The 21,457-nt window shown below is 51.0% G+C and carries 16 protein-coding genes; 3 read left to right on the top strand and 13 right to left on the bottom strand.

Features of this window, described 5'->3' with window-relative positions; translation table 11 throughout:
* Positions 1–151: 151 nt before the first annotated feature.
* The 8 genes from C2M34_RS13605 to recC all read right to left on the bottom strand — a co-directional run bounded on the left by C2M34_RS13605 (position 152) and on the right by recC (position 12,815).
* Positions 152–502 carry a hypothetical protein gene (locus C2M34_RS13605; RefSeq protein ID WP_105259083.1) on the bottom strand — a complete coding sequence of 117 codons (351 nt, stop codon included), beginning with the start codon at positions 500–502 and terminating at the stop codon, positions 152–154.
* 115 nt (positions 503–617) lie between these two features.
* Positions 618–1,298 (bottom strand): hypothetical protein, encoded by a 681-nt coding sequence (locus C2M34_RS13600; protein WP_105259082.1) that lies wholly within the window; start codon positions 1,296–1,298, stop codon positions 618–620.
* 344 nt (positions 1,299–1,642) lie between these two features.
* Complete coding sequence (astB, locus tag C2M34_RS13595; RefSeq protein ID WP_105259081.1) at positions 1,643–2,980, bottom strand: N-succinylarginine dihydrolase; 1,338 nt, start codon at positions 2,978–2,980, stop codon at positions 1,643–1,645.
* Between the two features lie 241 nt (positions 2,981–3,221).
* The gene (locus C2M34_RS13590; RefSeq protein ID WP_105259080.1) at positions 3,222–3,725 is read right to left on the bottom strand and encodes an Mpo1 family 2-hydroxy fatty acid dioxygenase; all 504 of its coding nucleotides are present in this window, start codon (positions 3,723–3,725) and stop codon (positions 3,222–3,224) included.
* Positions 3,726–3,793: 68 nt separating this feature from the next.
* Positions 3,794–4,171 (bottom strand): hypothetical protein, encoded by a 378-nt coding sequence (locus C2M34_RS13585; protein WP_105259079.1) that lies wholly within the window; start codon positions 4,169–4,171, stop codon positions 3,794–3,796.
* Positions 4,171–6,012: an exodeoxyribonuclease V subunit alpha gene (gene recD / locus C2M34_RS13580; RefSeq protein WP_105259078.1), complete on the bottom strand. Its 1,842-nt coding sequence runs from the start codon at positions 6,010–6,012 to the stop codon at positions 4,171–4,173. The genes C2M34_RS13585 and recD overlap by 1 nt, the downstream gene beginning before the upstream one ends.
* Positions 6,005–9,571, bottom strand: a complete 3,567-nt coding sequence (gene recB / locus C2M34_RS13575; RefSeq protein ID WP_105259077.1) for an exodeoxyribonuclease V subunit beta — start codon at positions 9,569–9,571, stop codon at positions 6,005–6,007. The genes recD and recB overlap by 8 nt, the downstream gene beginning before the upstream one ends.
* Complete coding sequence (recC, locus tag C2M34_RS13570; protein ID WP_105259076.1) at positions 9,558–12,815, bottom strand: exodeoxyribonuclease V subunit gamma; 3,258 nt, start codon at positions 12,813–12,815, stop codon at positions 9,558–9,560. Before recC ends, recB begins: the two co-directional genes overlap by 14 nt.
* 159 nt (positions 12,816–12,974) lie before the next feature.
* Here recC and C2M34_RS13565 point away from each other — a divergent pair, with 159 nt between their 5' ends.
* Positions 12,975–13,520 (top strand): DUF6795 domain-containing protein, encoded by a 546-nt coding sequence (locus C2M34_RS13565; RefSeq protein WP_158681453.1) that lies wholly within the window; start codon positions 12,975–12,977, stop codon positions 13,518–13,520.
* Between the two features lie 139 nt (positions 13,521–13,659).
* On the opposite strand, the gene C2M34_RS13560 is transcribed toward C2M34_RS13565, so the two are convergent.
* Both C2M34_RS13560 and C2M34_RS13555 read right to left on the bottom strand, forming a co-directional pair.
* Positions 13,660–15,438 (bottom strand): choice-of-anchor I family protein, encoded by a 1,779-nt coding sequence (locus C2M34_RS13560; RefSeq protein ID WP_105212891.1) that lies wholly within the window; start codon positions 15,436–15,438, stop codon positions 13,660–13,662.
* Between the two features lie 136 nt (positions 15,439–15,574).
* Positions 15,575–16,618, bottom strand: coding sequence for an alkene reductase (locus C2M34_RS13555; RefSeq protein ID WP_105259075.1), 1,044 nt, complete (start codon positions 16,616–16,618; stop codon positions 15,575–15,577).
* Positions 16,619–16,740: 122 nt separating this feature from the next.
* Between C2M34_RS13555 and C2M34_RS13550 the strand changes: the two genes are divergently transcribed.
* Entirely contained in the window at positions 16,741–17,325 is a 585-nt protein-coding gene (locus C2M34_RS13550) for a TetR/AcrR family transcriptional regulator (protein WP_105199235.1), read from the top strand.
* A gap of 187 nt (positions 17,326–17,512) precedes the next feature.
* On the top strand, positions 17,513–18,379 hold the full coding sequence (locus tag C2M34_RS13545; RefSeq protein WP_234398822.1) for a patatin-like phospholipase family protein: 867 nt from the start codon (positions 17,513–17,515) through the stop codon (positions 18,377–18,379).
* A 27-nt stretch (positions 18,380–18,406) separates the two neighbouring features.
* Here C2M34_RS13545 and lepB read toward each other — a convergent pair whose 3' ends face one another.
* From lepB to C2M34_RS13530, 3 genes are all read right to left on the bottom strand, one after another.
* A complete protein-coding gene (gene lepB / locus C2M34_RS13540) occupies positions 18,407–19,123 on the bottom strand; it encodes a signal peptidase I (protein ID WP_105259073.1) in 717 nt (238 codons plus the stop codon).
* A 92-nt stretch (positions 19,124–19,215) separates the two neighbouring features.
* Positions 19,216–20,433, bottom strand: coding sequence for an organoarsenical effux MFS transporter ArsJ (gene arsJ / locus C2M34_RS13535; RefSeq protein ID WP_199878800.1), 1,218 nt, complete (start codon positions 20,431–20,433; stop codon positions 19,216–19,218).
* Positions 20,434–20,445: 12 nt separating this feature from the next.
* Positions 20,446–21,450 carry an ArsJ-associated glyceraldehyde-3-phosphate dehydrogenase gene (locus C2M34_RS13530; protein ID WP_105259071.1) on the bottom strand — a complete coding sequence of 335 codons (1,005 nt, stop codon included), beginning with the start codon at positions 21,448–21,450 and terminating at the stop codon, positions 20,446–20,448.
* Positions 21,451–21,457 lie beyond the last annotated feature (7 nt).

Genomic DNA, 21,457 nt, shown 5'->3' with positions numbered 1-21,457 from the left:
GAAGCTTGTATTAAGTGATGGCTATGAGCGAAGTGCAAGCGTTGATAACGCCCAAGACGGGGCGATAACACACGGGCTAAAATTAGGCACGAAGTGGCGCTGCCCATGTGTTAGCGTCCCTGCGAGCAGCGCGAGTGCCTTGAGTGGTTTGTTATGTGCTTCGCTCAGTTTTTATTAAAAGCGCAATTGCGGTTAAAACGTGGAACAACATACCCAAAATGAACCACAATAGTGCGCTACGCCCTGATGTTTTTGCCCACCATGCACAGAAAAAAGCGAACAAAACTATAGCTAAACCACTATGTCTTAAGGTCTCTTGAATTTTTGAGATGTCTGATTTTGCTTTGTTTTGAGCTGTCTCCAGTTCCCAGACTTTAGATTGAAGTTTACTTACTTTAATTTCTAACTCTGAAGTAGTTAATTGTTCTGACGCGTCGGATGCGAAAACAGAACTTTGGAGCCCGAAAAACATAAAAAACACTAAAAGTAATTTGCATTTCATTGCAGTAAATCTCCTTTGGCACATTACGCTAGCCTAACAGGCGTAAAATACTTGGCTATAATTAGCGACGAAGAAGCGCAAGCCAAGCTTTTGGCGTCCTTTGTTTAGGCGCTTGTTAAGTTTCATTTTTCTCATCTCGTTCGGCTTTTAATTTTTTTAGCCTAACACTAGTAAGCATAGCTACAGTAGCTACCATAACGGCGACGAGAACCGTTAAGGTAGGAAGTGTTATATCTAAAATACTTTTAAGTGGTGAGGATACTTTATCAGTATCAAGTACTTTAGTTGCAACTACTACCATTGTACTCATGGCAGCAGTTAAACCTAGGACACTACTTACACGTTCAGTTTGTTTTTGCCTAAACTCTGCATCGACGAGTTTTCTTTCATTTTCAATTTCCAGTGGCTCACTAACTTCTTTTTGCACATTAACTAAATGCGCCAAAGTTTCACAATAATTTTTCTTGGTATCAGACGATATAAAGCTAGAATCCATAATTTCTTTTATAAGTTCTTCCGCTATTTGTTTAGCCTGATATGCATCTTCTCTATTTATCTTGTATTTTCTAGCTGTGGCATTTATTAAGGAATGAAGTACTTCCATATCAGGTATATGTCCTTCAGAAATGCCAGGTCTTAGCGCATATACAACTTCTTTGTTTACTGCTGCTATTTTTTGAGCATATTCTGTATTGTCTTTTTTGGAAAATAAATACCGAGTAATTAGGGTAACAATTAAGCCACTAAGGATTCCTCCACCAATACCCACAAACCACGCATTTGTAAAAATTTCCACGTAATCCTCCTTGAAACTTAACAGATAATTAGTGCGAATTCCCGGTTAAGGAAGTTATCCATAACCCCATTTTTTCCCACCAATTCAATTTTTATTTAGTAATAGCAACAAGTTATCAGGTGTTTTTCTTACATGCAATTAAGAGGTGGCTCAGAAAAACGTGCCGTTACTTATTCTTGCCCTACTTGGCTCGCGACGTAATTTATTTTCTCTCTTAATATCAGCGCTCTCTCTACTATCACCACATAACCGAGCCGGTTTTTTGTGTTACATAGTGTGCCAAACAACTCTAATTACAGGCATAAAAAGAGCAGCCGTCCGCTGCTCTTTTTACACTACTAAACTTAATTTTGCTGGAAGGGATACACGGAGCCAATAGAGAGTATCTGAGTCAGCTCATCAAGCGCCGTTTGGCTTTCAGTCATCAGGCTGGGGTCGGCCAAGTCCTTCTCTGAGACTCTGTCACGGTAGTGTTTTTTCACCCAGTCACACAGAACAGCGTAAAGCCTGTCATCCAATAGACAGGAAGGGTTAACCGCCGCCAGCTCCTGCTGTGACAGTGCAACACGCAAACGCAGGCAAGCCGGTCCGCCGCCATTTTGCATGCTTTGCTTCAAGTCCAAATAGATCACCTCATTAATCGGGTTACTGGCCTTGCATAACAGTGACAGATAGCGCTCCACCCTGCCTATGGTCTGACACTCGCTTGGCGCAATAATGGCCATGCCCCCGCTTGGCAGGCTTACTAATTGGCTGTTAAATATATAGCTTTTAATCGCATCGTCCAGGGTCACGTCTGTTGTTTTTACTTCTATCAGGTGCAAAGGACGTGAGCCTGAATATCCGTTGCGGATCTGCGCTATCACCGCCTGCTGCTGATGAAACGCCTGCTCATGAAACAGCAACACATTTTCGTTGCCAATGGCTATGACATCGTTGTGAAACACCCCCTGATCGATAACGTCGGGGTTTTGCTGAATAAACAAGGTGCGCTTCGGGTCGAGCTGATGGCTGCGTGCTATTGCTTCACTCGCCTGGCGGGTTTGTCTGGCGGGAAACGCGGAGGGCCTAACATTGGAATTCATGTCTTCGCCATAGACAAACAAGGCAAGCCCACTGTGGCCGTAACTGTCGACCAGCCTGGTGTAGTTTGCCGCCCCCTCATCACCAAAGAGTGAGTGCTGGGGCAAAGGCGGATGATGCACAAAATGCGCATCATCATTAAAGGTGGCACGCAAAATTTGCCCCGTGGTTTTCGCCTCTATCGCCCGGTGCAGCTTATTATTCAGGTTGGCCGGCGTAAAGTGCACCTTGGCGTCTTGCGTATCACACCCGGGCGAGACGGTCGCAGCGTTGGCTGCCCACATGGATGATGCCGAATAACAGGCCTTCAACAACATGGGCTCGGTTTTCGCGGCCTTGTCGATCACCGCCGCATCCGAGCCGCTGAATCCCAGGGCTCTTAGCGTCGCTAAGTCAGGGCGGGCATTGGGCGCCAGCACTCCTTGGTACAGCCCCAGTTGTACTAAAGACCACATTTTTTCCAGACCCTGCAGCGCCGCTTGCCTGGGATTAGCCACCTTATTGGCATTGGATTTAGATGCAATATTACCGTACGACAAGCCTGCAAAATTGTGGGTAGGCCCTACCAGGCCATCAAAATTAACCTCGTAATAACTCACTGCTGCCCCCTTTTGGTGCGTGATGCACTATGTTGGTTTTGATTGTTCCCGCGTTGTCGCCCGCTGTTTACCAGCCCATCCCCCAGCTCTCCTACACTAAGGGAGCAAAGCGAATCAGGTGTAAAACGTATCGGCGCGATAAAGAGTAGGCAATCAAGTCCTGTGCCAAGGTGCGCAAAAAAGAACTAGTTTGGTTAGGCTGGTAAGCAGCTTTCCCGCAGGTTACCAAGTTCAACACCTGCTAACGGACTTTACCGGCAATCTGTTCAATGTCCTGCTTCAGTCCCTTGTATAGGCCGAGCATAAACAACAGCTCCACCACCACAAACAGCGGGCCGATCACCAGGCCAATCAGATCGTCGACGAACGCCGGTTTCTTCCCTTCAAAATAGTGACCAACAAATTGAAATAACCAGCCGAGCAGGAAGAGCCCAACACCCCAGCCCAGCCATTGTGGCCAGGGTAAGGCGGCCAAAGGTGCCGCGCCCACCAAGACGGCAGCCATCAGTACCGTCATCACTAACCCCAGGGACAGGGATAGAAACAAATAATAAACACAGGTGATGGCAACAGCTATGGTGGCGGGAGTGAGTGTGAGTTCGGGAGTGAGCGTAAAGTTTGGTCGCGATAACAACACCGCCAAGGCATACACTATCAGCGGGATACCGATAAAATGGGTGTAAATGTTGCGCATATCCCTGTGATAGTGGGCATAGTTAGCCAGTTGGCTAACAAGTGATTTCATCGTCTCTAACCTGCTTTACGTATATTTCTATAGGTAAAAACCAGCTTAGAGTAAAAAATCTAATCTGCCTACGCCTTTTCCGCCGGGCCGCTACCCACCTGATCTTTATAGATAAAATAGCTTCTTATCAGCATAAAGATAAGTGTCGCGCCAATAAAGGCCGCCATCATATGATGTAAAACCAGGTGGCTGGCAATCAAGATGGGCACATCCTCCCATGACTCAAGCGTGAAGAGTTTTATCAGCAACATGGCATAGGCTAAAAGATGCAGCCCAAGCGCGAGCTTGAGTATTTTCGCGGCGCGGCGGCGTAACCAGGGTTCCGGCTTGCCCAAACCCAAGCGCAGCAATAATAACCCCAACAGTGCCAGCACTATGGAAAGGCCACCCAACCCCAATAGTGACGTTTTTACCAATATCAGGGCGAGAATAATGTAAGGCCACATCAGTGATTTGCTCCTTGCAGTCGCTGATAAAGCCCGGAGGCACGACTAATGGGCTGATTAATGGCATGGAACAAGGTGCGCATATCGCAGATAAGCTCAATATGCTTTTTAGCCCGGGTAATGCCGGTGTAAACCAGTTGGCGGTTAAGACGCTGGCCGCCACGGCCCAAGGGCGGTAATACCATGGCGGTATGAGCAAATTCCGAGCCCTGCGACTTATGTATGGTCATGGCAAAGACCTTATCAAACCCGGGCAGGCGCCCCGGCTCTATGGCGCGGATAGTACCATCACTGCCGATAAACATGGCCTTCAGGGCACCGTCCTCGTCCGGTAAAACTATCCCTATATCGCCATTAAAGAGGCGTAACTGATAGTCGTTTTGGCTGATCATCAAAGGCATACCAAGATAAAAACGCTGCCTCAGATCGATTAATCCCTGCTGTGCCAAACGCTGTTCAATACGTTGATTAAGCTGTTGCACGCCAAAGGGACCTTCGCGCAGCGCCGCCAGCAATTGATACTGAGCAAAAGCCTGATGCACGGCCTTGGCATCCATCCCCTCACCAGCCAAGTTTAAATAGGTACTGTATTGGGTTGCGGCGCGGTCGATAAGCTGGGAATAGAATCCCTCCTGCAAATCAAAATAGCTGATATCCTCGGCATCGCTTTGCAGCAGCTGCCTGGCGGTATTTTGTTCGGCGCGATTGACCGCATAGGCCAGACGGCCAATGCCACTGCCCTCGGCAAAGCGATAACTATGCTGCAAAAAGGCAATATTGTCGCGCAGCAGATAAGGGGTTTGCTGCTGGCTGTGGTACTGGTGCTCCCCACACAGGCCAGCCAATTGCTGCGCCCAAGGCGCGCTGTAATTGGGTAAGTGGCCAAGCTGACACTGGCAACAGAGATCCGCCATGATATTGCCACTGTCCACCGAGCTCAACTGGTCCTTATCGCCGAGCAAAATCAACCGGGTATGCGGCGCCAGGGCATCCACCAGCTTGGCCATCAAGCTGATGTCTATCATGGAGGCCTCGTCGACTACCACCAGATCAGCATGCACCGGGTTGGCGCGGTTATGACGGAATTGATTGGAGTATGGCAAGGTACCGAGCAAACGGTGCAGGGTTTGTGCCTGCTCGGGGATAAGCGCGGCCACATCCTCCCCCACCTGAGGTAAGTCCAATTTAGCCCCCTGAATGGACTCGCTTAAGCGCGCCGCCGCCTTACCCGTGGGCGCCACCAGCTCGATATGCAGCGGCGCCTCACGATACAGGGATTGTAAAATGGCCAATAGCCGGGTTACTGTGGTTGTTTTACCTGTGCCCGGACCGCCGCTGATCACACAGAATTTGCGCGTGGCCGCAGTGGCACAAGCCACCTTTTGCCAGTTCGGGCTTTGTGCATCCTCGGCGCCAAAATACAACTGGATCAATTCAGCCAGACGGGCATTGTCCAAGGTGATGGGCGCTGTGGCCAACGCGCTAAAACGCTCGGCCAATATCGCCTCATACTCATCATACCGAGCCAGATACAGGGCGTTATCGCGAAGGCGCAGCGGCATCTGCTCACCAATGCAAGGCAACTGAGATAGCCCTAGCTCAATATCAAGCCCAAGTTCCAGCCCTGGCTCAAGACTGCGCAGGTCAAGGGCAAAGGGGTTACTGATATCAAGTGTGGTTAAATCCAGACAGCTATGCTGCTCATTCATGGCCTTAAGCAGCAATAAGAGCAGGTAGAAGCCCATTTCATTGCCGCCGTGCAGGGGCTCACCCAGCAGCAGCTTGGCCAGCTCAATATCCACGGTGCGCACCTTGTCGTGCGCTTGTAGTAACTCAATCACCGCGCTCTCCTTGGGCGAATAAGGCATCCAGTTGATTAATTTCATTGATGCTAAAGGCTTTGCTGTAGACCCCTTGCTGCTGCGGCATGGCGCGCATAAAGGTGTAGATCATGCCGCCCAAATGACGCTCGGGATCGTAATCCGGCAAGCGTTTTTGCAACAAGCGATGCAGCGCCACCATATAAATAGCGCCTTGCACATGGTAGCTGTGCGCATTCATGGCATGAGTGAGGGCATTTTGATCATAGTCCAAGGCGTTATCACCCAGGTAATTTGATTTATAATCAAGCACATAATAACGACCCTGATAACAGAAAATAAGGTCGATAAAGCCCTTTAAGACGCCCTTAACCCGCTCAAAGTCAAAATCGAAGTCATAGCCGAACAAGCTCAGCATAGCGTGGTTAAAGGCTTTTGGTTCGAGCTCAAGCAGAGGCAGATGAAACTCCATTTCCACCAGGCACTGCTTATCTTCCAGCGCCCCCAGACTTAAGCCTGTGTTATCGAGCGGACAGCGCACTATGTCCACCATCCAATGTTGCAATAATTCCAGCCAACTCTCGTCCAGAGCATACTTGTGCAGGCTCTGCTCACATACCTGTTGCAGCTGGGCTAGCGCCGATTCCTCGCCCTTGGCGACCCCGGCGAAGGAAATTTGCTCTAGGATATCGTGCAAGCAACTGCCCGGCCCCGGCCCCTTGGGGAATTCGTAGCTGCTAAGGCTTGCCTCATCGACGCTCCTGGACGGGTATAAATACTGCTCCATACGATGGTCTTCATCGTCGTCACCACCACCGGCGCCAAAACTCGGCGCTTCATGGCGTTTATAACTTAAGGCACTAAAGCTGGTCGCCCGCCAATGACGCTCTATACCCGCCGGTGGCGTAGCAAGGTGCAATTCAACGGCGTCGCTGTGCGCCAGTGCTATATCAGACACGGGCACCTGCTCTGTTAGCATCAGCGCCATATCCGCATTCGTTGCAACCTTGTCGGCCAGTAAGGCATAGAAGTCTGACTGCGGCTCGGCCTCACTAAATAGCAAATAGCCAAGGGCGCAGCTGTGCATCTGCGAGCGCCCTCTCTGGCCTATGCCGTACATTCCTAAAGAACAGTGATAGATAGCGCGGGTCAGCGCCACATAAAGCAAACGCAGGTCTTCGGCCAAACGCTCACGCTCGGCGGCCATCATGGCCTGCTCGCTCTCGGCCAGATCCAAACGTAACTGGCCGTCGCTATGGTAATAAGCCATGGCGGCGCTGCGATAACTCTGGGCAAAGGGTATAAAGACTATGGGGTATTGCAAACCTTTGGAGGCGTGCATAGTAACGATTTGCACCAACTGCGCATCGGTTTCCAGGCGCAATTGGGCGCTGTCGCCCTCACCATATTCGCTGCTCAGCTGCTGATGAAAATAGCTGAGCAAACGCGTGGTGCCATCAAGTTCAATTTGCTTATGTTGCAGGATTTCGCCCAGATGACGAAAATCCGTTAACGCCCGCTGTACATCCCAGCCCAGATCGTGCCAGCGCTGAGGGAGTTTATTTTGCCAAAGCAGCTGCTCCAGCATGGCCAGGGCACCATCGGCATACCAGCGGCGTCTTAGCTCGGCAAATTCATTTAAAAGCTCACCCCAACGTTGCTGATCATCGCCAAGGGCATAGATCTGTGCCGCCGAGAAATTATAAAAGGGGCCGCTCAACATACCGCGCAGCAAGCGCTCGTCGTAAGGCCCGTGCAGTACGCTTAACAAGCGATACAAATGCTGTGCCAATGGCTGCTTAAAGACGCTGTCACGAGCCAGATAAACACTGGCCACCCCGGCCTCAGCCAGAGCTTTTTTCATCAGCGCCGCTTCACGACGGTCGCGCACCAGAATACAGAAATCGCCGGCACAGGGAGACGTCTCGCCCAGGGTTAAACGCCCCTGTTGTGCTTCACCCAGCAGATAATGGATGCGTTTGGCAAAACTCTCGGCCAATGCGCCCTGCCCCAGCTCCTTAGAGAGTATCTCAGTGCCACCGCCATGCCAGATAAACTCCATCGCCGCCAAGGGCTTGCCATCAAGGCATAACTGCTCTTTCTTGCCCTTGGCTTTGACATTGAAAAACGGAATTTGCTCGTTATAAATAAAGCTCTGCGGATGACCGCTAAAGAGGTCGTTCACGCACCCCACCAGTTGTGTGCTGGATCTGTGGTTGACCGCCAGGGTATACAGGCGATGCTCATCAAGCTGTTGTTTGGCATCTATATAGGTAAAGATATCGGCACCACGAAAGCCATAAATGGCCTGTTTCGGGTCGCCTATCATGGTCAGACCGCTCATCGCCGAGCTTAAAGGGCGATACAGGGTATTAAAAATCCCGTATTGGACGGGGTCGGTGTCCTGAAACTCATCGATCATGGCCACCGGATATTGGCTGCGTATCTGCCGCGCCAACTCACCCTCGCTGTCATTACCCAGGGCCTGATAGAGGCCGCTCAGCAGGTCGTCCGGAGCCAAGAGTTGCTGGCGTTTTTTCGCCGTTTGCACATGGGTGCGCACATAATCCAGAGCGTAAACACACAATAGCTGGGCCAAAGACTTGCCGAAACCGGCGCTGAGCTCACTTAAGCGTTCAAACTCGCTCACCAGTTCATGGCTGAACTCCTTGCCATTTTTCTTATAAATGCTTGGGTCTTGCAGCGACTCGCTTGACCAAAGCGCAAACGACTTTTTGCCTTTATCCAGCTCAAGATCATCGCTGTGGGCAAAGGCCTGCAAAGCGGCAACATTGGCCTTGTGCTTAGGTTTAGCAGTCCCCTTGATATCGCTGGCGGCCAGGGCACTGAAGAAATCGCCGTTTCTAAGCGCCTGCTTAAACGGCTCCAGGGCCTCAAGGTATTGCGCTTGTTGCTGCCAAACCTGGGCTAATGCCTGCTGCGGGTCGTCAAAGCGCGGCTCTATGATCAGTTGCTCGCGATTGATCAGCGGGCTCAGGGTTTTTAGCAAGCTGTAAGGTGACTTATAATGGGCCAACACCGCCTGTACCTGCTGCGCCGATAAGGGGTAAACGAATTGCCGCCAAAAATCGAACACAGCCTGTTGCTGCAATTCACTTTCGTCCATAACGAAATGCAGGTTAAAGGCCATATTGGAGGCAAAGGCATGCTGTTTTAGCATGCGCTGGCAAAAGCCATGTATGGTGAAGATGGCACTGTCATCCAGAGACTTGGCCGCTGCATCCAGCAGGTTATAGGCCTGCTGTGGCTCTTTGACCTGAGCCAGCAATTGCTGCACCAGCTCATCGCTACTTGCTTTACCAAGCAGCACTTCCTTGGCCTCGGTGATGCGCGCCCGCACCCTGTCTTTAATTTCACTGGTGGCCGCCTCGGTAAAGGTCACCACCAGAATTTGCTCAACGCTTAAAGGCTCACCGTCACTGCCATCTGAGCGCTGGTACATGCCCAACAAGTAACGCAAGTATAAGCCGGTAATGGTGTAGGTTTTACCCGTACCGGCACTGGCCTCAATCAGTTGCTGGCCAATCAAGGGCAAGCTAAGGGGATCAAGAATCTGCATATTTTTGCTCCTCAGCCATCTCATCGATAGGGGCTAACAATTGCAGCGCCCAGTCGCAAAATTCCTGCTCGCATTGGTATAAATCTCGGTAGTCGGCACTGATATAAGGATCGGCACGCTCCGGCACGCCGATATAGGCGCCAACAAATTTTAAATTCGCCTTGCCGATTTCCCCCTGTTGCAACCATTCCCAGGCACTGATAGGGAAAAATGCCGGGCTGCGTGTTTGCGCCTCACGGTAAAGAGCCAACCAGGGTAACAAGAGTTGCTCGGCATGAGCCACAGTTAGCGGTTCAAAACGCACTTGCTCATCAAGGCCCATCACCAAAGTAGTAACTTCCTGGCCGCTTAATTGCGCCAGCAAATGATAAATAAAGCCCTTGATACGGTCCTTGGGTTTAATACTGGCGCTGCGATAAAACACCTGCTCATTGGCGTAAACATGACTTAGCCAGCCCTGAATTTGGTAGCCGCCGACGCTGACATCCACTTCCACCAGCTGTGGCTCTTGCCCACCGATGCGCATTTGCACCTGCTGCGCTAACGCAGTAATACGGGTTTTTAATTGCTCCAGGGTCACTTCAGCCATGATCCCTTGTGGTAACACGCCGCGTTGAATTAACTCGGCATCGTCTACCTCTTTATCATTGACGGCACACTCAAGCAGCTCATCGAGCAGCTGATAGCGAGCCAGAGGATCGACGGTAAAGTGCTCATTATCATCGCTGCCTTCATCTATGTCCTTGATGCGCACCGCCAGCACCTGCTGATAAAAAAACTGCTGGGCACGAGTGGCGCAGTGCAATAAGGCATCGAGCTCGATAATGGACTCAGGTGACGCTGCCAGGAGTTGTTGCTCACCCTGCTCCTGAGCGTCTTCATAAGTCAAAGCCCACACCGGATTAAAGCTCTGCCAGCGTCCTTGGCTTTGATAGTAGTCACTGTGAAATGGCTGCAAATGATGTACGGCGGTAAGGGCAGCACTCACAGCTTGGTCCTTATCCGGGTAATAAAAACAGCGGTCGATATATTCGCATAGCTCGCTTAACAAGATAGAGGGCATGCGCTCACTGTTATCACGGCTGGAGCGGCCAATATAGCTAAGATATACGCTGTCACGGGCACTCAAGAGCGCCTCTAAAAACAGGTATCTGTCGTCCAGGCGACGCGAGCGGTCGCCCTTACGGCGTTTGCTAAAGGGCACCAGGTCAAAACCAATGGGCTGTACGTTACGGGGATAATCCGCATCATTTAAGCCAAGAATACAGACCTTTTTAAAGGGCACCGCCCGCATCGGCATCAGGGTACAGAAGTTCACCTGTCCCATTAAGAAACGCTGACCCACGCCCTTGTCGTCTATGCCTTGTTGCAGCAGGTTTACAAACACCCGCTGTGAGATGAGGCCAAGATAATCACCATTATAATAATGCTTGTCGACGGCGTTAAAGAGCCTGTCCATGGTCGCTAAATCCACCGCACTGAGACTCGTACTGGCAAACATCTGCTCCAACACCTGACGCATTGACGCCACTTTTTGCGCCAAGTCTGCATCCGGGCTAAGCAAGGCTTTGGCCGCCAAAAGCGCATTGATAAAGCTCAGCAACTTGCTCAAGATATCGCTGTTCATCCCCTCAACCGCATCGGCGGGATACAAACCCAAATAGGGTTCGCTTCGGGTTGCCATACCGAGTAACAAACGCTGTAAGCCCAACTGCCAGGTGTTCAAAGCCAATGTCGGCAGGGCAAATTCACTTTTATGCTCACCGTCTATGCCCCACTTCACCCCGACCTGCTCAAGCCAGACATGGCATTGCTGTAATTCCGGCTCGGACAAGGCAAAACGCTCGCTGATGGCGCTAATTTGCAGCAGGTCCATTAATTCGCTGACGCCAAAGCGGCTAAAGGGTAAATTTGCCAGCACTAAAATGGCATTAAGCAGCGGGCGCTCCTGGGCGATAGATAAGTCGGCGATGGCATAGGGAATATGGCGCGCGCCCTTGGCACCACCAAACACCGCCTCGATAAAGGGACTGTATTGGCCGACATCCGGCATCATGACAATAATGTCTTTGGGCGTAAGGCTTGGGTCTTTAGCGAATTCCCGTAGCAGGTAGTCGTGCAAACATTCCACTTCCCGTAACTGGGTATGGCAATTGGCCAGCTGCACCGAGGTGTCATCATCGCACACCGGCATCTTGCCTTCGTCGCTTACAAACCAGTGCGTATCTTCGGCCAGACTCTGACCCTTAAAGGCCAGCTCATACACTTCTTGCTGAAGGCGACCAAGCAAATGCGGCGCAAATTCATCGTCAAAGCCGTCCAGCCACTTGCCGTCGAGCTGTATTAGTTGCTCTAAATAATCCCGCCCCAGTTTGCCCCAGGACGCCAATAATGGATTACCGACAATATAATAATGCTCGCCCTTTTGCGCCGCATCCAATTCGGGTTTGACCTTATAGCGGCTGTTAACCTTGGCCAGGGTTTTCTCATCAACCAGATCGCCCCAATAATGCTCGCTGGGGTTAAACAAGAAAACCAAGACCTGGGTATGGTGCGCCAGGGCGTTAAACACTTCTAACTGCGACTGAGCCAAGGCCGAGATGCCAAATATACAGATGCGCGGTGGCAGTTGTACCTTATTGCTGGCGAGCGCCGCCAACAAGGCATCATGCATATTGGCGCGGTGATACGGGCTTTGCCCAAGCTCGGCCACCACAGCAACCAGGCTGCGCCATAAATCGGGTTGCCAGGGGGCATGTGAAATATCGACTTCATCCAGCTCATCCACGCCCTGCTCCCATATTTGCAGCCACTGGGGCCGGTACATCAAATAATGGTCAAAAACATCGGCGATTTTTTCGCACAGAGCAAAACGCTTGCTGCCATCGACATCATCTTCAAGATAGCTGGCCAGCGCCTGATACGGTTCCAGAGACAGCTTTTGCATTAATAACTCATAGAGCTTCCAGGCCATATTGGCCTTATTGAATGCGGACTCTTCAGGCACATCGGGCAGAACTTGCTGGTATAAGGACCAGATAAAGCTTGAAGGTAAGGGAAAGTCGACCTGAGCACAGACGCCCTGTTGCTTTGTCAGCTCAAGTTTGAGCCATTGAGACATACCCGGCGAGTGCACCAACACCAGCTCCCGAGCGAAAATATCATCGCTACTGGGGTTCGCTAACACCGCACATAACTGGGCGCTGAGAATCTCCATGCGATTAGACTGAATGATATGCAGCATGCGTAAAAGCTGTTAAATAATAAAGACCCAGTGTACGCAATTTTTCTTCTATACTCTAGGCTACTGTTACATAAGGTGAATTAGCCCATTGGTTTGCAAAAGCCGAGATTATGCAGTACCTTCAGACTTTCTCGGATGATATTTTCACAGGGTGTGAATATGCGTTTAATCGTCTCCAGTTTACTGTGTGCCGGTATCCTAGCCTGCGCCGTATTATTGTTTACCCAAGCCAACTCCAATCGCCCTCAACTGTCCCAATTACTGCTCCAAGCTCATACTCTCTCCCCGCAAATTCAAGGCCGTTTAGCCATAGGTGATACTGACCTGGCCAATATTAAAATTACCCGCACCTTATCCATAGGCCAGCAGCACTTTGTCAGTCAGGCGATCACAGACGAGCATGGCCAGTTCAGCTTTGCCGCCCATACTTCGGATGAGCCGCTGTTAGGGCGTTCACCCGACAGACTATGGCAGGATATCAGCGTGCAATATCAGGGCCAGCAATATGTGCTCTGGTACACCGCCATAGACCATGAAATGGATAATTTTATTGTTCAGGAAGCCCTGTCAAAGCTCGACTGCAATCTGCTTTGGGGAGAGGACGAATTCAGTATTCAGGATAGGCGTCATCTGGGTCTGCCAGTCAATGTCTATTCCATCTGCGACCTAGCACCGGAGCAGATACAAAAAAAGCCGCTCATATGAGCGGCTAAGTCAGGGTTGTCTAATCAGAATTCAAGCAACAAGCAGGTCATTACTTGCCGCCTAGAATAAGTAATTGATATTTCAGTTTAATGACAAAAGTCATAAAAATGTGACCTTAGTCATCACTGCATAAAACCAGTTACTTTACGTCGATTTGCCACACGCTTACCGAACCGGAAATTTCATTGCCTACCACTAAGAGCGGCATGCCGTTAGGGCTTTGCTCAGCACTGATAAAACGCATGCCTTCCGGTGCCAGGTCGCCGGTAATATCGGCGCCTTCGACCAAGCCGCGGTTGCTGGCATAGTTTTTAAATTTCACATCGAACGGATTGGTGATGTCATACACCATGATGCCACCCATACGCTCAAGGCCGACAAAGGCATAGGTGCGACCTTGGACCTGACCTAAAGCCAGAGCTTCAGGCTCGGCACCTTTGGCGTCGGAGCGGGTGTCCCCTTCGTTTTCATCTTCATTATTGTTAAAGGCACTGCCGTGAATCGCCGCGGTAATACGACCTACATCGTCACCAGAGTCAAAGACCAGGCCGGTATTGGCATCCCAGATAGAGAAAGAGCGCGCACCATAGGCATACAGTTGCTCATAACGACCATCCTGATCCGCATCGCCACGTACCGTGCTCACAATAAGACGACCGATATCATCATCGTCGTTATTCACATAGGCAAAGTTATCCGCCAGGTCGAGGTCTTCTGCGCGCGACTCATCGATATAGGCCAAACAGCCATCATCTTCATCAAACTCTAAACCGCCTTCGGCCAAACAGCTGGCTTCATCGGCAGAGTCAAAGAAGTATTCACGACCATCGCCTTCGTTTGCAGACACTACAAAATCCGCGCCCTGCCATTGATAGGTGGCAATGGTATCCGGTTGATACATGCCGAACAGGCCTGGGTATTGTTGGAAGTTAATGCCGCCGTCTTTATCCGAGGCATCGATTAGCAAATTGCCCCAGTCCTTAAAACCAAGAGCACGTACTTCCAATGTCATATTTTCAAGGTCAACAACCGCAAGGGCGTTGTTTTCCTGCAATGACACATAAGCGGTTTTGCTGTCAGCGCTGATTGCCACATATTCCGGCTCAAGATCCATGGCTACTGTGGTATTGATCAACTGGCCCTTAATGGTACGGCCGGTTGGGTTGGCAAATACCACACCTTGGGCTGCAAGTTCCGCTTGTTGGTCATTGAATTGACTAAAACCTAGTAGGCTGGCCTCAATCGCGGGCTTACCCGATTCGATAGCAATAACGGCAATTGAACCTTCCGGATCAACACTGTAATCGCCCGCCGGCTCACCTTCATTGGCCACCACTACCTTGGTGCCATCCGGTGTAAAGGTCACCATATCCGGCAGGTAACCCACTTCAACATTGTGTAAGAACAGCGGCGCTTCACCGCTGATATCATAAAACGCTACCTGGCCTTTTACGCCTGTTTCAGCGGCCATGGCCACCGCCAGTAAGTCGTTGTTGGCGTCGATGGCGATACTGTTGGCATCGCCCGGTGTGTTAGCAGACACATCCAAGGTGGTTGTAATGTCAAGATTGGTGCTGCTGATCACCCCTTCGTTATCAGCAACTAAAGCAGCGACATCGAAGTTATCGGCAGCAATAATTTCCACCGTGGCTTTATCGCCGGAGCTGTTAATAGCGTAAATTTGCTGGGTGCGGGCATGGAAAGCGACGATTTCCGCCGCCCCTTCCGGCGACTCGGCGTTAAGTACCGCGCGACCTACCAGTGTTAATTCCAGATCGCCACTGATAGCCTGACCTGACTCGCCCTGCTCACCTTGAGGCCCTTGTGGTCCGGTTGCGCCTACGCTGCCGTCATCACCATCAAGTGAACAGCCCGCCAATACGCTGGCCAAAGTTAACGCTATTAATGTTTTTTTCATAACCCTGTCTCAATTGTTGTAAGAAATAGAAAGGGCTAAGTAAATAGTCGGAAGGTGACAATACAATGGCATGCTTATGAAAGGAGGATGACGATTTTATGGCAACGCCGGAACGCTCAGGCGTTGCCAGTGGGGATTAGACTAACTCAGCGAGCATGTCTTCACTGTATGGGGTCAGCGCCTGCTGGCCCTTGACCTTGGCGATCAAATCCGGATTAGCGATAAAGGGGCGGCCTATGGCCAACAAGTCAAAGCGTTCATTGGCAATGGCCTTGGCCCCTTGCTCTGGGGTATAGCTACCAACGCCCACCAAGGTGCCTTTATAACGTTTGCGTAAATACTCCGAAGCGCGACCACCGAGATAATCAAATTCCATGGCATCATCGAAAATACCCAGATGCAAAAACGCCAGCTCCCGTTGATTGAGCTCCTGCAACAAATAATCAAAGGTCTTGGTGTCTTCGCTGTCACCGGGCTCAAGCAGGAAGTAGGCACCCGGAGACAGACGTAAACCAACACGCTCACCGCCAATACGGGCGGTTATGGCATCAACCACCTCCAAGGCAAAGCGGGCACGATTTTCGGCGCTGCCGCCATAACGGTCGTCCCGCTGGTTAACGCTGTGATGCAAAAACTGGTCGATCAAATAGCCATTGGCACCATGGATCTCGACGCCGTCAAAGCCAGCGGCAATGGCATTTTCTGCCGCTTGAGCATAATCACCGATAAGCTCAGCAATTTGCTCCTGGGTAGCGGCTTTCGGAGTCTGGTAGCTAAGCTCACGCATTCTTGGTACCGTGCCTTCTATCCCGATGGCGCTGGCACTTAGCACCTCACCATCAAAAAAGTGAGGATGGGCAACGCGGCCAACGTGCCATAACTGGCAGAAAATTTTCCCGCCCTTGGCATGCACCTCATCGGTCACCTTACGCCACCCAGCGATTTGCGCCTCGCTAAAAATACCAGGTACATTGGGGTAGCCTTGGCCATCGGGGCGAATAATGGTGGCTTCGCTGATGATCAATCCCGCATCCGCTCGGCGTCCGTAATATTCGGCCATGGCCTGGGTGGGAACCAAGTCGTCATCGGCCATACAGCGCGTGAGCGGCGCCATCAAGACGCGATTGTTAAGCTTTAGTTCTGTGGATAAGGCATAGGGTTGTAACAATAAATCCGACATAATGACTCAATATTTATTTGAATGTTCAATCAAGATAAGGGCACTTGAATGAACATTCAAGTATATCCAAAAAATAAATGATACTATCTTATGCATCTTAAAAATAAGGGACCTCTACGCCCATGCGCAGTGCCGAGTTCGACCGCTCCCACGTCTTAGAGCAAGCCATGCACACCTTTATGGAACATGGCTACGCCAAAGCGAGTATGCAGAAATTAACCCAGGCTACCGGTTTACACCCGGGCTCTATTTACTGCGCCTTTGGCAGTAAAAAGGGGCTGTTTATTGAGGCTGTCAGCTTTTATCATCAACAAAAATTGCAGGCCTTTGAGAGCCTCTTTAGCGAAGACCAGCCGGTACTTTCAAGCCTCAAAGAATTACTCGCCAATACGGTACAGGAGTGTGTACAGAACACCTGTGCCAAGGTCTGCTTGTTAACCCGCTCGCTCAATGAAATCGAAGGCCAGGATCCGGAGATCGCCCGACTAATCGCCACGAATTTACAACAAATTGAGCTCAGTCTTGGCGAGCAAATCGCCCGCGCCCAGCGCCAGGGTGAAGCCATCAGTGATGAGGAACCTTTAGCTTTAGCGCGCTTTATCACCATGGGGGTTTACGGTATGCGCACCTATGCCTTTACCAACGCCGATCAAAGCATTTTAGAGCAGATGGCCACGCAACTGCTCAGAGCCATTGAAAAACACTGACTTGATATCAGCGTGATGCGCCCTTATTGCTATACTAAGGGGTAAGCGCTTATCCAATAAGGCAAATTCTTGGTTAATTGCTTAATCACGCGCCGACCTTTATCGGCGCCCCACCCGATTTCTCTCTTAACGGTAATCGGAAGCCTCTTCACAGTGACGTTAATAACAACAGTAGAGGATGAAACACATGATAAATTCTGCATTGGTTGCCGAAGGCGGCGGACAAAAAGGTATTTTTACCGCCGGCGTGTTGGATGCATTTTTAGAGCAAAAGTTTACCCCCTTCGATTTAAAAGTTGGCGTTTCTGCCGGCGCCCAGAACCTTGCCGCCTATTGCGCCAGAGCCCAACAGTACGCCCACACGGCGATACAACTGACCACAGAGCAACAGTTTTTTCGCCCGGCACGGTTTTTTACCGGCGGCAATGTGATTGACCTGGATTGGTATTTTCATGAGGTGCAGCATAATGGCAAGGTGCGTTTTCCCACCACGCCCGCCAACCTGACGCCACAAAGCAACTTTTATGCGGTGGCCAGTCATTTTGACTCCTTCGCCCCCCATTATCTGCACACCTGGCACGATAATATGTTTTCGCACCTGAAGGCTTCTTGCGCCATCCCGTTTTTATATCGCCCCGGAGTTGAAGTTCAAGGGCAAGGGCTGATGGATGGCGGTGTCGCCGATCCCCTGCCCGTACGCTGGGCTCATGAACAAGGCGCGAAAACCATCTGGGTGATACGAACGGTGGAAGCCCATAATGACGGTAAGATGCCCATACTGGAGCGTTTAAAGCCGATCATGAGCCGCATTAATCAGTCGCCGCGCATGTTTGCCATGTATCACCATTATCAACGCCGTTATGCGGAAGCGGTGGACTTTATCAATGCGCCGCCAGAGGGCGTTAACATAGTACAAATAGCGCCGAACCGGCCCTTGCACTCCATGGTGTTGGGCTCAGATCCGGCAACCTTGCAGGACGACTACCGTCTCGGTTTTGAACTGGGAATGGATGCGGTGCAGAAATGGCAAGATGCCAGTGCCTATGTGGGGTAAAATTTAAAACGGGCTCTCCACCCCACCCTAAGGCTGATCCTGATACAGGCTTTTGCCAAAGCGCTGCGACTTGGGCAAGTAGTGGTCGTTATAATCCAGTGAGTAGGCAATATGATGCGCCTTGCCCTTAAGCTCAGTGCGCGGCACTAAGCCATAATAACGGGAGTCGGCACTGTTACGGCGGTTGTCCCCCATCATCAGGTAATGATCGGCGGGAATTTGCACGGGAGCAAAATGGCCGCTGGCGCCAGGACGGGTCTTATCTATACGGATAGCATGCACCACATCACCTAATTCCTCAGTAGCCAGCAGTTCGTCGGCGTTATCCATTGTGATGGCATAAGTTAGCGCCTCACCGTTGATCGTCAGCACTTCATTTTTCATGGCTAGGATGTCTCCCGGCAGACCCACCACCCGCTTGATCAAGAGCTCATCAGCGGCGGCTGATTGAAACACCACAATATCACCACGCTCGGGCTCGCCGGTACGCATCAGTGAATAGCTGGTGAAGGGAATACGTAAATCATAAGCCATCTTATTAACCGTGATTTGATCGCCAATTTCTATGGTTGGTAACATGGAGCCACTGGGGACCCGATACCAGTCGGCAAAGGAGCTGCGCATGGTAAATAAACAGGCGAGAAAAAGGATCAGGCCCCAGTTATTTTTGAGGCTTTTATGCAATATCAAGGAAAGAGAAGAAATGGCTAGCGATGATTTATTGTTGGCTGCTTTTTTTAACATCGGACGCTCCGGGCGAATTGTGCTTTCATCCTTAGAGCGCCTGGTGTTGGAAAAGTTTAGCTGCAAATGTAACAACTTATATAGGAGCTACATTAGCCTTCGGATTGTTCCCCAGAAGATAAGTGCCGCGACACCCACCAGGTCGCCAGTTGCAGCATCAGGGCACAGGCCAAACAAGCCAGCAAACCGCTGACCTGATACAACCAACCGGACAGCAAGGTGCCAATTAAGCGACCGCTGGCATTGGCCATATAATAAAAGCCCACATCCAAGGATACGGCATCGCGGTCAGCCAGCTTCACAACCAGATAACTGTGCAGCGACGAGTTAATGGCAAACACGGCACCAAACAGCAATAAACCCAGCACTAAAACCCAGGTTTGAGCGTTGCTGCTATTGCCGATAAAGACCAAGGCCAGCAGCAAGAGCAAGGTCACCAGAGCCAGCAAACCACTGTAACGCTGCGCCTGCTTAAACACCGAATGACTGTTACTGCGGGTAAACCTGGGCGCCATGCTTTGCACCACACCATAGGCAATGATCCACAGCGCCATAAAGCCGCCCACCTGCTGATGCTGCCAGCCCAGTTGGCTGATAAAAAACACCGGCAAGGCCACCACAAACCACACATCCCGTGAGGCAAACAAAAACAAGCGCGCCAAAGACAAGCGGTTTAAGGCAGCGCTTTTAGAAAACACATCCTTAAACTTGGGCTTAAACTTGCTGCGTCCCAAGTCTTCACCCAGTAATACTGAGCTAAGCACAAAGCCCAAGGCTACCAGGGCGATTAACGCCCATACCGCGCCTTGAAAAGACAGCATGGATAACAATAAACCACCGAGAAAGTACCCTAAACCCTTAAGGGCATTTTTCGAGCCGGTAAGCAGTGCCACCCACTGGTATAAACGCCCCTGCTGTTGCTCCTTGACCACGAGCTTAATGGCGCTTTTGGCACTCATTTTATTGAGATCCTTGGCGATGCCACTGAGCGCTTGCGCCGCCATCACCCAGAGCACGGTTAACAGGCTTTTATCCACCAAGAGCATGGCCAGGGCGCCGATTTGCAGCGCCATGCCCAGTTGCATGGTGCGATTAAGCCCGATGCGGGCGCCAAGCCAGCCGCCCACCAAGTTAGTGACGACACCAAAAAACTCATAAAACAAAAACAGCATGGCTATCGCCAAGGGCGTATAGCCGAGCTGATAAAAGTACAGCACCACCAACATACGTAGGGCGCCATCGCTTAGGGTAAAGGCCCAGTAATTGGCGGTGATCACCCCATACTGCTGCAGTGGCGTTGACTTCATCATGATGTGCCCTAATTAAAGATCCGCGGCTACTTTTGCGACCAGCTCGGCGCTACGATTGGCATAGCCCCACTCATTGTCATACCACAAGTACAATTTGGCCTGAGTGCCGTTCACCACCATGGTTGAAAGCGCATCGACTATGCTCGAGCGCGGGTCGGTGCGATAATCGATCGACACCAGCGGCTTTTCCTCATAACCCAAAATGCCTTTTAACTCGCCCTCGGCGGCGACCTTAAACCAGGCATTGAGCTCCTGCTCCGTGGTTTCACGCTCCAGCTCGAATACGCAGTCAGTGATCGAGGCATTGGCAAGGGGCACACGAATGGCGTGACCATTTAGCTTGCCCTTAAGCTCGGGGAAGATATGAGTGATGGCGGTGGCCGATCCCGTGGTGGTCGGAATAAGGCTCATGCCACAGGCTCGGGCACGGCGCAAATCCTTATGCGGCGCATCCAAGATGGTTTGCGTATTGGTGATATCGTGCACCGTGGTCATGGAGCCGTGCTTAATGCCGATATTGTCTTGCAGCACCTTAACCACAGGCGCCAAACAGTTGGTGGTGCACGAAGCAGCCGTCACAAGATCATGCTCATCGCTCTTATAGAGATGATCGTTCACCCCCATGACGATATTGAGCACGCCCTCTTCTTTAACCGGGGCCGTTACCACTACTTTTTTAACCCCTTGATCTAGGTATTGCTGCAACAACGCACGGGTTTTCATTTTGCCTGAAGCCTCAATCACAATATCGCATCCTGACCAGTCAACCTCGGCAATCGTCTTTTGCTGTGAGCAACTTAGGGTTTGGCCGTTAACCAGCATGTGCCCATCGCTGGCGCTTGGGGCGTGATGCCAACGACCGTGCACGGAATCAAATTCTAATAAGTGCGCCAAGGTGGCGGCATCGCCGCCTGGGTCGTTGATCTGTACAAACTCAAGCTCGGGCCAGTCGAAGGCGGCGCGCATGATCAGCCGCCCCATGCGACCAAAACCATTGATCCCTACTTTGATTGTCATCTGTATC

The sequence above is a fragment of the Pseudoalteromonas sp. T1lg88 genome, assembly GCF_002964765.1.
Lineage (GTDB): Bacteria > Pseudomonadota > Gammaproteobacteria > Enterobacterales > Alteromonadaceae > Pseudoalteromonas.
The sequence above is the reverse complement of the archived record's forward strand: the minus strand, read 5'-3'. Positions and strand labels throughout refer to the sequence as shown.